General features: G+C 63.9%; 13 protein-coding genes and 1 riboswitch. Of the genes, 5 read left to right on the plus strand and 8 right to left on the minus strand.

Annotated elements, in window-relative coordinates; all coding sequences use genetic code 11:
- Nucleotides 1-38: 38 nt before the first annotated feature.
- The 5 genes from hrpB (at nucleotide 39) to MU848_RS18000 (ending at nucleotide 6,693) form a co-directional block, all read left to right on the plus strand.
- Nucleotides 39-2,486 (plus strand): ATP-dependent helicase HrpB, encoded by a 2,448-nt coding sequence (hrpB, locus tag MU848_RS17980; protein WP_247234653.1) that lies wholly within the window; start codon nucleotides 39-41, stop codon nucleotides 2,484-2,486.
- A gap of 59 nt (nucleotides 2,487-2,545) precedes the next feature.
- Nucleotides 2,546-2,824 carry an ETC complex I subunit gene (locus MU848_RS17985; protein WP_201514928.1) on the plus strand — a complete coding sequence of 93 codons (279 nt, stop codon included), beginning with the start codon at nucleotides 2,546-2,548 and terminating at the stop codon, nucleotides 2,822-2,824.
- 120 nt (nucleotides 2,825-2,944) lie between these two features.
- Entirely contained in the window at nucleotides 2,945-3,187 is a 243-nt protein-coding gene (locus MU848_RS17990; protein ID WP_247234654.1) for an acyl carrier protein, read from the plus strand.
- Nucleotides 3,188-3,318: 131 nt separating this feature from the next.
- Nucleotides 3,319-4,581 carry a serine palmitoyltransferase gene (gene spt, locus MU848_RS17995; RefSeq protein ID WP_097091063.1) on the plus strand — a complete coding sequence of 421 codons (1,263 nt, stop codon included), beginning with the start codon at nucleotides 3,319-3,321 and terminating at the stop codon, nucleotides 4,579-4,581.
- 138 nt (nucleotides 4,582-4,719) lie between these two features.
- Nucleotides 4,720-6,693 carry an ATP-binding protein gene (locus tag MU848_RS18000; RefSeq protein ID WP_380801217.1) on the plus strand — a complete coding sequence of 658 codons (1,974 nt, stop codon included), beginning with the start codon at nucleotides 4,720-4,722 and terminating at the stop codon, nucleotides 6,691-6,693.
- On the opposite strand, the gene MU848_RS18005 is transcribed toward MU848_RS18000, so the two are convergent.
- The 8 genes from MU848_RS18005 to MU848_RS18040 form a co-directional block, all read right to left on the minus strand.
- On the minus strand, nucleotides 6,650-7,525 hold the full coding sequence (locus MU848_RS18005) for a hypothetical protein (protein WP_247234658.1): 876 nt from the start codon (nucleotides 7,523-7,525) through the stop codon (nucleotides 6,650-6,652). The two genes, MU848_RS18000 and MU848_RS18005, sit on opposite strands and share 44 nt — an antisense overlap.
- A gap of 47 nt (nucleotides 7,526-7,572) precedes the next feature.
- The gene (locus MU848_RS18010; protein ID WP_201514931.1) at nucleotides 7,573-8,217 is read right to left on the minus strand and encodes a DUF938 domain-containing protein; all 645 of its coding nucleotides are present in this window, start codon (nucleotides 8,215-8,217) and stop codon (nucleotides 7,573-7,575) included.
- Nucleotides 8,214-9,785, minus strand: a complete 1,572-nt coding sequence (gcvPB, locus tag MU848_RS18015) for an aminomethyl-transferring glycine dehydrogenase subunit GcvPB (RefSeq protein ID WP_247234660.1) — start codon at nucleotides 9,783-9,785, stop codon at nucleotides 8,214-8,216. Before gcvPB ends, MU848_RS18010 begins: the two co-directional genes overlap by 4 nt.
- On the minus strand, nucleotides 9,782-11,140 hold the full coding sequence (gene gcvPA, locus MU848_RS18020) for an aminomethyl-transferring glycine dehydrogenase subunit GcvPA (RefSeq protein ID WP_247234662.1): 1,359 nt from the start codon (nucleotides 11,138-11,140) through the stop codon (nucleotides 9,782-9,784). Before gcvPA ends, gcvPB begins: the two co-directional genes overlap by 4 nt.
- Nucleotides 11,141-11,275: 135 nt before the next feature.
- Nucleotides 11,276-11,647: a glycine cleavage system protein GcvH gene (gene gcvH, locus MU848_RS18025; RefSeq protein WP_097091058.1), complete on the minus strand. Its 372-nt coding sequence runs from the start codon at nucleotides 11,645-11,647 to the stop codon at nucleotides 11,276-11,278.
- Nucleotides 11,648-11,693: 46 nt separating this feature from the next.
- Nucleotides 11,694-12,845 (minus strand): glycine cleavage system aminomethyltransferase GcvT, encoded by a 1,152-nt coding sequence (gene gcvT, locus MU848_RS18030; protein ID WP_247234664.1) that lies wholly within the window; start codon nucleotides 12,843-12,845, stop codon nucleotides 11,694-11,696.
- Nucleotides 12,846-13,020: 175 nt separating this feature from the next.
- A riboswitch (glycine riboswitch) is annotated at nucleotides 13,021-13,120 on the minus strand.
- Nucleotides 13,121-13,187: 67 nt separating this feature from the next.
- The gene (locus MU848_RS18035) at nucleotides 13,188-13,481 is read right to left on the minus strand and encodes a hypothetical protein (RefSeq protein ID WP_201514935.1); all 294 of its coding nucleotides are present in this window, start codon (nucleotides 13,479-13,481) and stop codon (nucleotides 13,188-13,190) included.
- A gap of 44 nt (nucleotides 13,482-13,525) precedes the next feature.
- Nucleotides 13,526-14,683: a deoxyguanosinetriphosphate triphosphohydrolase gene (locus MU848_RS18040; RefSeq protein WP_201514936.1), complete on the minus strand. Its 1,158-nt coding sequence runs from the start codon at nucleotides 14,681-14,683 to the stop codon at nucleotides 13,526-13,528.
- Nucleotide 14,684: the final 1 nt, after the last annotated feature.

A 14,684-nucleotide genomic window follows, 5' to 3' on the forward strand; every position in this document is an offset into this window, starting at 1 on the left:
ATTGCACCGGATGACGATTGGGGCGAGAGGAGCAAATCATGAGCGCCACCCTGCCCGTCCACGATATTCTCCCTCATTTGCTGAGCAGCCTGCGTGACAGGAACAGCGCGGTGCTGGTTGCGCCGCCGGGCGCTGGCAAGACGACGGCTGTCGCACCTGCCTTGCTGAATGAGCCGTGGTGTACGGGACAGGTGCTGCTGCTGTCCCCCCGCAGACTGGCAGCGCGCGCGGCGGCCGAGCGGATTGCGGAGCTGATGGGCGGCGTGCCGGGCGGGGTCGTTGGCTATGCGACGCGGATGGACAGCAGGCAGTCGGCCGCAACGCGCCTGCTCGTCCTGACGGAGGGGATTTTCGTCCGCCGGATCCAGGATGATCCGGAGCTTGCCGGAGTATCGGCGGTCCTGTTCGATGAAGTGCATGAGAGGAGTTTGGACAGCGACTTCGGGCTGGCACTGGCGCTGGATGCGCAGGCGGCGCTGCGTCCTGATCTGCGCATCGTGCCCATGTCGGCGACGTTGGATGGCGCGCGCTTTGCCGCGTTGCTGGACGATGCGCCGGTGCTGGAGAGCGAAGGCCGCATTCAGCCGCTGGAGTTGCGGCACATCGGCCGCGCCGCGGAAAAGTGGATCGAGGATGAGATGGCCGGGGCCGTGCGGCGGGCGCTGGCGGAGGAGGCCGACGGCGACCTGCTTGCGTTCCTGCCCGGCGTGGCGGAGATCGAGCGGACGGCGGAGCGGCTGGAGGGGATAGGCGTCGAGCTGCATCGGCTGCACGGCAGCCTGGACCCGGCAGCGCAGCGTGCCGCCATCCGTCCTTCACGGGAGGGAAAGCGCAAGGTGATCCTGGCGACCTCGATCGCCGAAACCAGCCTGACCATCGATGGAGTGCGGATCGTGATCGACTCCGGCCTGGCTCGAAGGCCGCGTTATGACCGGGCAGCGGGGGTGACGCGGCTGGTCACGGAACGGGCGAGCCAGGCAGCCGCGACCCAACGGGCGGGGCGTGCTGCAAGGCAGCGGCCGGGCGTGGCTTATCGGCTGTGGGAAGCGGCCGCCACGGCGGGCATGCCGCCTTTCGATCCGCCCGAGATATTGGAAAGCGATCTATCGAGCCTGCTGCTTGATTGCGCGTTGTGGGGGGTGAGCGACCCGGCCAGCTTGCGCTGGCTCGACCCGCCGCCCCGCCCCGCGCTGGATGAGGCGCGCAAGCGGCTGACGGTCTTGGAGGCGCTGGACGAGGATGGGCGGATAACGCCGCATGGCAAGGCGCTGGCGCGACTGCCGGTGGAGCCGCGGATCGGCCATATGCTGGTGCGCGCGGGCGAATTGGGGCTCGCTGAGGTGGCGGCGGAGATCGCGGTGCTGCTGGGCGAGCGGGGCATTGGCGGGCAGGATGTGGACCTGTCGCAACGGCGGTTACGCTGGCGGCGGGAAAGTGGAAAGCGGGCCGATGCGGCCAAGGCAATGGCCAGGCGCTGGGCGAAGCTGGTCGCTTCCGGACACAAAGCGGCGGCGGGCGAGCATGATGCGGGGCTATGTCTTGCGCTGGCCTTCCCTGACCGCGTTGCCAAGCGGCGCTCTGCCGACGGCGCGGAATGGACCAGCGTCGGCGGGCGCGGTTTTAGGCTTGATCCGCTGAGCCCGCTCGCGCGTGAGGAATGGCTTGCGGTGGGCGAAGTACAGGGCAGCGCGGCAGGAGCGCGTATCCTTTCGGCCGCGCCGATCAGCGAAACTGAAGTGTTGCGGCTGTTCAGCGCGCGGCTGAAGGAGCATCGGACGGTGCGGTTCCGGGCCGCAACGGGCGGTATCGAGGCTCTGCGCGAGAGGCGATTGGGCGCGGTGCGGCTGACGTCCGGATCGGATGACCGGCCGGACCCTGATGCTGTCGTAGCAGCTTTGCTGGATGGGGTCAGGCAGGGTGGACTTGATCTGCTGCCTTGGTCGGACGCGGCGCGATCACTGCGGATGCGGGCTGGCTTCGCGGGGGTGGAGGCGTTGTCGGATACTGCGTTGCTTGCGACGCTCGAAGATTGGCTTGCGCCCCTGCTCGCGGGCAAGAGGCGCCTGTCGGACATCGACCGGTCGCAATTATCCGGCGTTCTTGAGGGCATCATCGGCTGGGACGGCAAGCAACAGCTCGACCGCCTGGCTCCCCCGGCATTTCAATCGCCTGCCGGGAGCAGCCATGAGATCGACTATACAGCAGAAGGCGGGCCGCGCGTGGAGCTTCGGGTGCAGGCGCTGTTCGGCCTTGCCGAGCATCCGGTCGTCGGTAGCGAGCGCATCCCGCTGGTCCTCTCCCTCACCTCTCCCGCTGGGCGGCCGATACAGACGACGCGAGACCTGCCGGGCTTCTGGGCGGGAAGCTGGAGCGCGGTCGCAAAGGAGATGCGCGGGCGCTATCCCCGGCATCCATGGCCCGACGATCCGGCAGGCGCCGCCGCCACGCTCCGCACGAAACGCGCCGATGCCCGCGCCAAGCCTTGACTTCCGGGCGCTCGCTGGTGCAACGGACCCATCGCCCTTCCCAGGAGTTTGACGCGATAATGGCTGCGCGCATCTACCAGATTCAAAAAAATGCCCTCCAGTCCGGCAAGGCGCGGACCGACAAATGGGTATTGGAATTTGCGCCGAGCGAGGCGAAGAAGCCAGACCCGCTGACGGGCTGGGCCGGATCTGGTGATACGCAGAGCCAGGTGAAGCTGACCTTCCCATCGCTGGACGCGGCGCGTGCCTATGCCGACAAATATGAAATCGGCTACACCTTCATTCCGACCCCGCCCAAGACGCTGAAGATTCAGGCTTACGCCGACAATTTCCGGTAAGAGCGCGCAAGGCAGCTCATAATCGGGCGCGATGCTGCCTGATTGACGCCTTATTCCCTTGCCAAGAGGCGGGGCTTGGGGGCAAAAACCGCCCTTTCATGGGAAAGCTTTGAACAGATCATGACGGATCGCCAGCAGATTTTCGACAGCATCGCCGCGCAAATCGCTCCTTTCAACAAGAAGGGCATCGACCTCAGCGAAGCGACGACCTTCGCAGGCGACCTGGAATGGGACAGCCTGACCGTCATGGATTTCGTTGCGGCGATCGAGGATGAGTTCGACATCATCATCACCATGAACATGCAGGCTGAGATCGAAAATATCGGTCAGCTTGTGGACGCTGTGGCGAAGTTGAAGTGCTGATCCAGTCCCGCCCGTTCACTTCGCCCCTCCTGCGCCTTGCGCAGGACGGATGATGAAGAGGACGAGCAAGAATTTTCGACTGACGCATCTCGACTTGCTCGACGCTGCTCGAACCCTAACGGAAATATGCGATGACCGACGCTGTAGAGACCGCCACCGACGCCCATACGCCTGCTGAAGTCCCGGGCGCGCGCGACCTCTTTTCCAAATTCGATCCCTTGATCGCCGAGCGCGAAGCGCTGCTCGCGACTGGGGTGCGTGATCCCTTCGCGATCGTCATGGATGAGGTGAAGTCGCCTACTCAGGCGGTGATCAAGGGCAAGGACACGATCCTGCTCGGCACATATAACTATATGGGCATGACTTTCGACCCGGACGTCGTCGCGGCGGGCAAGAAGGCGCTTGACGAATTCGGAGCCGGAACCACAGGCAGCCGCGTATTGAACGGCACCTACCAGGGCCACAAGGAAGTCGAAGACGCGCTGAAGGAATTTTACGGCACGTCGGGCGCCATGGTCTTTTCGACCGGCTACCAGGCGAACCTTGGGATGATATCCACGCTGGCTGGGAAGGGCGACTATGTCGTGCTGGACGCAGACAGCCACGCATCCATCTATGACGGCTGCTTCCTGGGCGACGCCGAAATCGTCCGCTTCCGCCACAACAGCGTCGAGGATCTGGACAAGCGTCTCGGCCGCCTGCCTGCGGATGCGCAGAAGCTGGTGGTGCTGGAAGGCGTCTATTCGATGCTGGGCGACGTTGCCCCTCTGCCCGAGATGGTGGCTGCGGTACGCAAGCACGCCAATTGCATGATCCTGGTGGACGAAGCCCATGGCATGGGCTTTTTCGGCGCAAACGGCCGCGGCGTGTACGAGGAGCAGGGCGTAGAAAAGGATGTCGATTTCGTCGTCGGCACCTTCTCCAAGTCGGTCGGCACCGTGGGCGGCTTCTGCGTATCGAACCATCCGAAGTTCGAGGTTCTGCGCCTCGTCTGCCGTCCTTATGTCTTTACCGCTTCGCTGCCGCCGAGCGTCGTCGCAACCGCGGCGACATCGATCCGCAAGCTGATGCATGCTGGCGAAAAGCGCGCGCATCTGTGGAAGAATAGCCAGCGGCTGCACAAGGGCCTTACCGATCTTGGCTTCAAGCTGGGCACCGAAACGCCGCAGTCCGCGATCATCGCCGTCATCCTGACCGACCAGACGCAGGCCGTGGCGATGTGGCAGGCTCTCCTTGAGCTCGGACTTTACGTCAACATGGCGCGTCCCCCGGCCACTCCGGCAGGAACCTTCCTGCTGCGTTGTTCGCTTTGCGCGGAGCATAGCGACGAACAGGTTGGCCAGATCATCGGCATGTTCGAGGCAGCGGGCAAAGCCACAGGGGCGATCGCCTGATCGTGCAACGCCGTTGCGTCGGCGAAAAGAGGCGAGCGAGCGGCAACATGGGTCATCCCCTGGAACCTTTTGTGCCTTGATATTTTCGCTGTAATGCTGTTCGTCTAAGATCAGGGGTTGATGGCAGACAGCTATTACATGGACGACCAGGAGTCTGGCTGGCGGGCTGCGGTGCGACGCTCCCTTCCGCTGGTCCTCGTGATATTGCTGATAGGGTCCTTGGGAACCCTGCTCTACAGCGCCAGCAGCGCGTCGCGCGATCATGAGCGGGCGCTGCAGGAACAACGCCGCAGCTTCGAGATCATCGCGCTCGCGCGTGCGTTCGAGGCCAAGACCGCGCGCGCAGAGGTGACCTTGGCGCGCTATGTAATCAGCCTGGACCCAGACGTAGGCCGCCTTTTCCAGGATCAGTGGCGCACCGCGTCCAGTCAGCTCAAGCTGCTGAACTACGCCACGCGCCGATCCGGTTGGCAACGCGCCAATGTGCGGGAATTGCAGGACGCCTTTCAGCAGCGGGGCAAGACGCTGAGCGAAATCGGGCTGCGCACCACTTATGACCAGAAGATGGCGGCATTGGCGCAGTTTCACCGTGCGGGCCGGTCGGAAGATTTGAAGCATATCACGGCCTTGCTTGACCGGGTGATCCAGGCGGAAAATGCCCGGCTGCAGGAGCGGAGCCTGGCCGTGAAGCTGGCGGGCAACCGGACGCAATTTGTCGATCGTACGTCCCGGCTGTTCGGGCTGGTGCTGCTGGTCTGCGTGCTCTTCGCGCTGTGGGTCGCGAATGCTGCCTATAGCGAGCGGCGCATGGCGCGGCGCATGGCCGAATCGGAGGCGGAGCGCGCCGACCGGTTGGAAGAAGCCGTGGCGGCGCGAACGGCCGAACTGTCGGATGCTTACGAGCAGTTGAAGAAGGAAACGTCGGAGCGCGCTGCCGCAGAGGAAAATCTCCGCCAGATGCAGAAGATGGACGCCGTCGGACAATTGACCGGCGGCATTGCCCATGACTTCAACAATATGCTGGCGGTGGTGGTCGGCGGATTGGAACTGGCCAAGCGCAGGCTGCGCCTCAAGCCGCAGGAGGCGGCGCGCCATCTGGACAATGCGATGGAAGGGGCGAACCGTGCCGCCGCCCTCACCCGCCGCCTGCTTGCCTTTGCCCGATCAGAGCCGCTGCTGCCGAGCGCGGTCGATCTCGACATGCTGGTCGGCGGTATGGGCGAGCTTATCGACCGGTCGATCGGCGACCAGATCATCGTGTCGATCGACAGGCAGGCGAAGGGCTGGCGCATTTTCGTCGATCAGCATCAGATGGAAAATGCCGTGCTTAACCTGTGCGTCAACGCGCGTGACGCGATGGAGGGTCGAGGGCGGCTGCTGATCCGAACCGGACAAGCGCATCTGGCGAGCCACGAAATCGGCGAATGTGCCGAGGGCGATTATGTCACGCTCAGCGTCAAGGACGATGGCTGCGGCATGAGCCCGGATGTGTTGGCACGTGTGTTCGAACCCTTCTTCACCACCAAGCCGGTGGGCAAGGGAACGGGCCTGGGGCTGAGCCAGATTTTCGGCTTCGTCCGGCAGAGCCAAGGCGAAATCCGTATCGAATCCGAGCCGGGCGAAGGGACCAGCGTGCACATCTACCTGCCACGGAAGATTGGCATGGAGAAAGCCGCCGACGCTGAACAGTCGTTGCCAGAGGGTGAGCCGGTATTGCATCCGCCCACCCGCATCCTGGTCGTGGAAGATGATCCGCGCGTACTGAACCAGACCATGTCCGCACTTGCGGAGCTGGGCCATTTGCCCGTTGCCTGCGACCACCCGTCAAAGGCAGCAAAGCTGTTGACCAGCCATGGTGACATCGGCCTGATCATGAGCGACGTGTTGATGCCCGACATGACGGGTCCGGAAATGATCCGCACCCTGCCCCCGGCATTTGCCAGCCTGCCCGTGCTGTTCGTCACCGGCTATGCGGGCGACATCGCCGAAGGTACGGACTTTGGCGGGCATGAGGTGCTGCGCAAGCCCTATACTCTGATGGGTCTGTCGCACGCGCTCTCCAACGCGCTCAGCGGATCGCACCACCCCGGAACAGCCGCGGCAGCAGAGTAAGCGCGCCGACAAGCGGCCAGCGCCGCTGCCAGGGCTTGATCTGGATGCTTGTGCCTGCGTGACGGTTGATCTTCCACGCCAGATAATCGATGCCGCCCGCATAGGTGAAGCTGGCTTTGGCGAGGCGGATGACGGAGAGATATTTGCCGCGCCTTTGCAGAGCGCGCCAATGCTTGGCCGGATCTGGCGGTGAAGGCGGCAGGCCTTGAGCCAGGGCGGCCTCTCCGAAGCGGCGATAGCGATCGGGATCGGCATCGACGATCGAAACCGAACGCCCCTTCTTCTCGGCCCGCAGTTCGGCGTTATAGGTGAGGGTGAAACCCGCCTTCCAAAGCGACAGCGCGTCCTGCGCCTGGGTCATCGGACGAGCAAGCGACAAGAGCGTAGGGGCGGCGCCCGCGACCGCGCTGATCGCGCGCTGGCGGGCGAGATCGTCTGCGGCCCAGAGCAACCGCGCAGGCTGCGCAAAGCGGGCCCAGACCGAGACATTGTCGGCGGCGAGGCTGTTCAGGCGCGCGAAGTCAGCTTCCGAGAGTATGGCATATTTGGCGATCAGGCCATTATGTTCGAACGGAAAGACATTGGGCGGGATCAGCCGGTTGGCGGTGGCAAGCCAGCTTCTTCCGTAAGCGGCGCGATAGCTGGACACGATGAGGTAGAAGTCGAGCATCAACCCGTCGAGATTGCGCTCCCGCAGACAGGAGCCATAGAACAGCACCGCCCGCGCCGCTTCTGGATATTGCGCCGCCAGCGCCCCGGCCATCGCCGCCGCGCGCGGGTCGGCGGATGCTGTGAGTTCGGCTGTCACAAGGCGGAGGAGCGGGCTGGGCATCGCGTTCCCCATATCCGGTCCAGCAGAACTTGTCGAAGGGTCAGCCATCAAAGGCCGTCAGGCGCCACCTTTCGGAACAGCAGCGACAGATTATTGGCGGGCATTTCGATCAACTTGTCCAGCGAGAAGCCTCGCGCCTCGGCGGCAGCCGAAACCTCATCGATGCGACGCAAGCCCCATCGTGGGTCGCGCGCCTTGAGCGAAGCATCAAAGGCGAGATTGCTAGGTGCGGTTTCCACCTCGTCCCGGATGAAGGGGCCGTAAAGGTAGAGGAGACCGCCTGCGGGAAGCGTTTTCCCGGCACCTTCCATCAGGCCGAGCGTCGCGGACCAAGGGCTGATGTGCGTCATGTTGATGCAGAGGATCGCATCGGCCCTGTTGAACGGCCAGGGAGCAGTCGCATCGAGCATGACCGGCGGGAGGAGATTGGGAAGCTTGGCCTCCGCCCGCCATGCGTCGATCGATGCCAGCGCCGAAGAGTCAGGATCGCTGGGCTGCCAATCGAGGTGAGACAAAGCGGCGGCGAAGTAAGCGGCATGCTCACCGCTGCCGCTCGCCACCTCCAGCACAAGTCCGGAAGATGGCAGCGCGTCACGGAGCACCGCAAGGATGGCGTCGCGGTTCCGCAGCGTTGCGGGGGCGTGAAGCTTGTTGCTCGCCGCCCCCGCGTCCCCCGGAACCCAGACGCTCACTCCGCCGCCTGCGCCAGCGCCGGGTCCGTCCAACTGAGGACCGGCTTGCGGGCGGCCAGCGTTTCATCGAGACGGCGGCGAGGGGCGAAATAGGGCGCGCCCTTCAACGCCTCGTCCCCGGCCTTGGCGCGTTCCGCGAGGCTGCGCAGCGCCATGATGAACTGGTCGAGCGCTGCCTTGCTTTCCGTTTCGGTGGGCTCGACCAACATCGCGCCATGGACGACCAGCGGGAAATACATGGTCATCGGATGGAAGCCCTCGTCGATCAGCCCCTTGGCGATGTCGAGCGTGGTGAAGCCTTCGGCCAGGCCCTTGTCGCTGAACAGCGCCTCATGCATGCACGGGCCACTCTGGCCGAACGGGGCATCCAGCACGTCGTCCAGGCTGCGCAGAATGTAATTGGCGTTCAGCACCGCGTCGCTTGCGACTTGGCGCAGACCGTCCGCGCCATGGCTGAGGATGTAGGTCAGCGCGCGCGTAAACATGCCCATCTGGCCATGGAAGGCGACCATGCGGCCGAAGCTGCTGGCATGATGTTCGTCCGCCGTTTCTTCTTCGACCAGCACGAAGCTGTCGCCCTGGCGCTCCACGAAGGGCAGCGGCGCGAAAGGGGTGAGCGCTTGGCTGAGCACCACCGGCCCGGAGCCGGGACCACCGCCGCCATGGGGCGTCGAAAAGGTTTTGTGCAGGTTGATGTGCATGGCATCGACGCCAAGGTCGCCGGGGCGGACCCGACCGACGATGGCGTTGAAGTTCGCGCCGTCGCAATAGACGAAGGCTCCGGCGGCATGCACCGCGTCGGAAATCGTCTTCATGTCACGCTCGAACAGGCCGCAAGTGTTGGGGTTGGTGATCATCACCGCCGCGACGTCCGGGCCGAGCCGGGCCTTCAAGGCTTGCAGATCGACGCGGCCGTCCGGGGTCGCCGGAATATCCTCGACCTTATAGCCGCAGAAGGCCGCTGTCGCGGGGTTGGTGCCATGGGCGCTTTCGGGCACGAGGATGACGCTGCGCGCGTCGCCGCGGGCTTCCAATGCCGCGCGGATCGCGAGCAGGCCGCACAGCTCGCCATGCGCGCCCGCCTTGGGGCTCATCGCGACCGAGTGCATGCCGGTCAGCTTGACCAGCCATTCGGCAAGCTCATGGATCACCGCGAGCGCACCCTGCACCGTCGATTGCGGCGCAAGCGGGTGAAGGTCAGCGAAGCCGGGCATCCGCGCGACCTTTTCGTTGAGGCGCGGGTTATGCTTCATCGTGCAGCTGCCAAGCGGGAACAGGCCAAGGTCGATGGCGTAATTCTGGCGACTGAGGCGGGTGTAATGGCGCACCGTCTCCTGCTCGGACAAGCCGGGCAAGCCGATCCCGTCAGTGCGAGCAAGGTTGCCGAGGCGGCTTTCCACCTTGGGCGCTTCTGCGAAATCGACGCCGGTGGTATCGGGGGAGCCAATCTCGAAGATCAGCGCCTCCTCCAGCATCAACGCGCGGTTGCCGGTGGCGGTTGCAGCAATCCCAGCTTCTTCGGTTACGGCTTGCGGCGCGGTGGGGCGGCCTTCCTTGAGCATGGTCATGCCAGTTCCTCCTCAAGCGCCCTGGCCAGGGCTTCGATATCTTCGGCGGTCACGGTTTCCGTCACGGCGACGACAAGGCCGTTTCCGATCTCCGGAGCATCCGGGAACAGGCGTCCCAACGACACGCCGCCAAGCACGCCCTTGTCGGCCAGATTGCGCACGGTTTCGCGGGCATCCTTGGAAAGCACCAGCGTAAATTCGTTGAAGAAGCTGCCGTTGAGCAGCTCGACGCCGGGCACCTGCGCCAACCGTTCGGCCGCCTGAACGGCAAGGCCATGGTTCAACATCGCCAATTCGCGCAATCCCTTCTCACCCAGCAGCGTCATGTGGATGCTGAACGCCAGGGCGCAGAGGCCTGAATTGGTGCAGATGTTGGACGTCGCCTTCTCACGCCGGATATGCTGCTCACGGGTGGAGAGGGTCAGCACGAAACCACGCTTGCCCGCGGCATCCACCGTTTCGCCACACAAGCGGCCGGGCATCTGGCGGACATATTTCTGCTTGCACGCGAAGAGGCCGAGATAAGGGCCGCCAAATTGCAGGCCGACGCCGATCGACTGACCCTCGCCTACGACGATGTCGGCGCCCATATGACCCGGCGCCTTGATCGCCCCCAAGGCCACAGGCTCGGTCACGACTGCGACTAGCAACGCGCCCGCTTCATGCGCGGCGTCGGCAAGTGGGGTGAGATCGGCTATGCGGCCCAGAATGTCTGGATATTGGACGACGACGCAGCTCGTATCCTTGTCGATCCCGGCAATCAGCGCGTCGATGTCGGTCGCGGCGTCCAACGTCGGCGCCTCATGCACAAGCGCATCACCGGTGAACTTCGCCATGGTCTTTGCGACGGAGACATAGTGGGGGTGTAGGCCCGATGACAGGATCGCCTTGCCACGCTTGGTGATGCGGCGAGCCATGCCGATCGCTTCCCAGCAGGCGGTGGAGCCATCATACATGGACGCATTGGCCACGTCGCAGCCGAGCAGGCGCGCGACCTGCGTCTGAAATTCGAAAAGCACCTGCAACGTGCCTTGCGCGATTTCCGGCTGATAGGGGGTGTACGCCGTCAGGAACTCGCCGCGCTGGATCAGATGATCCACGCTGGCGGGAACATGGTGACGATAGGCCCCGGCGCCGAGGAAGAAGGGCGCTTCCCCTGCCGACAAATTCTTCCGAGCCAACGCCGCCATATGCCGTTCGACGGACAGTTCGCTGGCATGATCCGGCAAGCCGGGGATCTTGCCGGAAAGACGGGCTTCAGCGGGGACGTCGATGAACAGGTCATCGATCGAAGACGCGCCGATGACGGACAGCATGTCCTGCCGGTCTGAGTCGGTAAGGGGTAGGTAGCGCATATTCCGTAAACTCCGCCCTCCCCCCTTTTGATCTCCCCATCCGCGTGCGGGAGGGGCCGGGGGGACGGTTTGTTGAGGAGACGGCAACACTCGCCCTCCCCCAAGCCCCTCCCCCAAGCGGGAGGGGAATATTGCTCAAAGGGAAGCCACGAACTTCTTGTAGGCTGCTTCGTTCATCAGGCCTTCGAGCTCGCTCGCATCCGTCACGCGCAGCTTGAAGAACCAGCCATCTTCTTCCGCATCGCTGTTGACCAGGGCGGGCTCGTCTTCCAGCGCGCCGTTGGTTTCCACGACCTCACCCGAAATCGGCGCATAGACGTCAGACGCAGCTTTGACCGATTCCACGACGGCCGCATCATCGCCCTTTTCGAAGGTCGTGCCTTCGGCAGGCAACTCCACGAATACGATGTCGCCCAGCTGTTCCTGCGCATAGTCCGTGATGCCGACCGTGGCGATTTCGCCCTCTACGTCGATCCATTCATGTTCGTCGGTGAAGTAACGGCTCATCTTACTGCTCCCCTCGGAGTGCTTGCTTGACCATAAAATCAGGAAATCAGGCCTTGCGGCGGTAGCGGTGTGGCACGAACGGCATGGGCGCTACGGTCGCCGCCACGCGCTTGCCACGCACTTCGATCTCCAATGCGGTGTCGATCGCGCTGTGGGGCAAGCTGACCCAGCCCATGGCGATAGGCGCGCCAACGGTCGGCGCAAAACCACCGGAGGTCACCTCTCCCACCCTGATCCCGTCGGCAAAGATCGGCGCGCCTTCGCGAACCGGCAGGCGACCTTCAATCTTCAATCCCACGCGCTTCGAACCTGGGCCATCGGCCAGTTCCTTCATCACACGCGCATGGCCGATGAAACCGCCCTCCTCGCGACGCCGCTTCTGGATGGCGAAGCCGAGATCCGCGCCGATCGTGCTGACGGCGGGTGTCAGGTCGTGGCCGTAGAGCGGAAGCCCGGCCTCAAGCCGCAAGGAGTCCCGCGCGCCAAGGCCGATCGGCTTCACTTGCGGCAAAGCGCACAGAGCGTCCGCCAGCAGCACAGCGCTGTCTGCGGGCACGCTGATCTCAAAGCCGTCCTCCCCCGTGTAGCCCGACCGGCTGATCCACAGTGGGACGCCGCGCCAGGTGAAAAGACCCGACTGCATGAAAACAAGATCGCCTGTTTCGGGGATCAGGCTGGCCAGCGCCTCGCCTGCCTCAGGACCCTGAAGGGCGAGCAGCGCCTGCTCGTCCATATGGTTCATGACGACCTCGTCCGGCAGATGCTCGATCATCCAGCCAATGTCGTCATATTTGGTCGCGCCGTTGACGACCATGTAGATGTCCGCACCGTCGAACGCGCCCGCGCCCAGGCGAGAGACCATGAGGTCGTCGAGAATACCGCCTTCTTCATCAAGCAGCATCGAATAACGCTGGCGAAAAGGCTTCAGCCCCTTGATATCGCTCGGCAGCAGATATTCCAGCGCTTCGTCCACGCCGTCACCGGAGAAGGTGAGCTGGCCCATATGGCTGACATCGAACAGCCCGGCATGCTCGCGGACCCAGCCATGTTCGGCCATGATGCCTTCATATTGGATCGGCATGTGATAGCCCGCAAAGCCGACCATCCGCGCGCCTCGCGCACGATGCCAGGTATCGAGCGGCAGGTCCTGCAGCGGCAATTCTTCTTCGATATGGGCGATGTCGTCATTGCCGGACATGAGAGCGGCCTTTCGTGGCAAGGATATGGCGACAAACGCGTGGGTCCGGAAACGGACTCGCGACGTCTGCCACCCCCTCTGTCACGGAACCTGAGAGCTTTGACCACCAGCCGCGCGGCCGGATGGCTTACCCCTTCGGTGGGACGGCGCGAGCCGTCCGCTTTCCAGAGTGCCTGCCCATGATGCGGTCCTTTGGCCTGAGAGATTCCGGGGCGGTTGCTCCTTCGGCGACGGGGTGGCCTGAAAGGCTTCCCATGCTCTCCCGCATCATGTCCGGACCCGAATCTGTCGGGCGCCGGTGACCCCGTTGCATTGCGGGAAATGACGTGCGCCGTCAATTGCTCAATCGGCTGCACCTTCTTCGCGCGCCAGTCGTTGCGCCAATGCACGGGTCACCTTGCGCAGCTCGTCGAGACGATTGTCACTTGCCGGGTCGCCCAGAACGAGATGCTCCAGGCTGTCATCGCCTTCGAACAGACGCAGGAAATGGTCGACGCCGGTGAAATTGGAGTCCGCCACCAGATGAGCGCATAGCTCCACCCTGCCCGACCATTTGCGATCGCCCCGGCTGCGCAGAAATGCGGCGAGATCTTCGAGTTGTGCCGCAAGGGCGGCGATCTGCGGATGAAGGGCCATATGGCAGAGGCTAGGGCGCGTTCAGGGCCAGCGCAACCGGCTCTTCAGGCGAGCGCCACTTCTCCGAAAATCTCCGCATGCCGCTTTTCCGCATAGCGGTCAGTCATGCCAGCGATGAAATCGCCGATGTGCCTGCTCCGGCGCGGCTCATCGAGCAGGCGATCATCCTGCCACTCGGCTGGCATCAGTTGCGGCTCCTGTTGATAAGCCCGGAACAGATCCCGCACGATGATGCGGGCGCGGTCGGCGGCGGCCAGTTGGGATGGATGATGATAGAGCGAAGCGTACATGAAGCGCTTCAGTTCACGTTCCTGCGCCGCCAGTTCGGGGGAGAAGCAGACGAGCGCGCGTCCGGCGTTGCGCACATCCTCGACCGTTTCGATGCGTTCGTCCGCGATGTTCCGGCGGGTGGACGCGATGAGGTCATTCGCCATGAGGCCGATCTGTTCACGCACCAACTCGCGCAGCAGCCGTTCCTGCGGAATATCAGGATAGCGCGCACGCACCCTCTCCCAGCAATGCCTGACGACCGCGACCTCCATCAGTTGCTCGAGCGTCAGCAAGCCAGCGCGCAGGCCGTCGTCGATGTCATGATTGTCATAGGCGATATCGTCGGCAATCGCGGCCAACTGCGCCTCCAGCGAGGCGTGGGAGGACAGTTCCAACGGAAATAGCCCATCCACTTCCCGCATTGCCCAGCCGGGCCGATCGACCGGGCCATTATGCTTGGCGAGCCCTTCCAGCATTTCCCAGCTGAGGTTGAGCCCGGCGAAACAGGGATAGGGCGACTCCAGCAGCATGAGCGTGCGGAGGGTGTGCGCATTGTGGTCGAAACCGCCATGATCCTCCAAGGCCGCCTCCAGCGCCTCCTCACCCGCATGACCGAAGGGAGGATGGCCTATGTCATGGGCAAGGCACAGCGCTTCGGTCAGATCCTCATTGAGGCCGAGGGTGCGCGCCGTTGTCCGGCCGATTTGCGCGACTTCCAGACTGTGGGTCAGGCGGACGCGGAAATGGTCGCCATCCGGGGAAACGAACACCTGCGTCTTGTGCCGCAACCTTCGAAAGGCGATCGAGTGAATGATGCGATCACGATCCCGCTGAAAGATGTCACGCGGGCCACGCAATTCGCCGCCAGGTTCAGGATGCAGGCGGCCGCGGCTGCGGCTGGGGTGCGAAGCATAAGGGGCAAGGGTCGTCATG

It is taken from the genome of Sphingobium agri (assembly GCF_023051225.1).
GTDB classification, from domain to species: domain Bacteria; phylum Pseudomonadota; class Alphaproteobacteria; order Sphingomonadales; family Sphingomonadaceae; genus Sphingobium; species Sphingobium agri.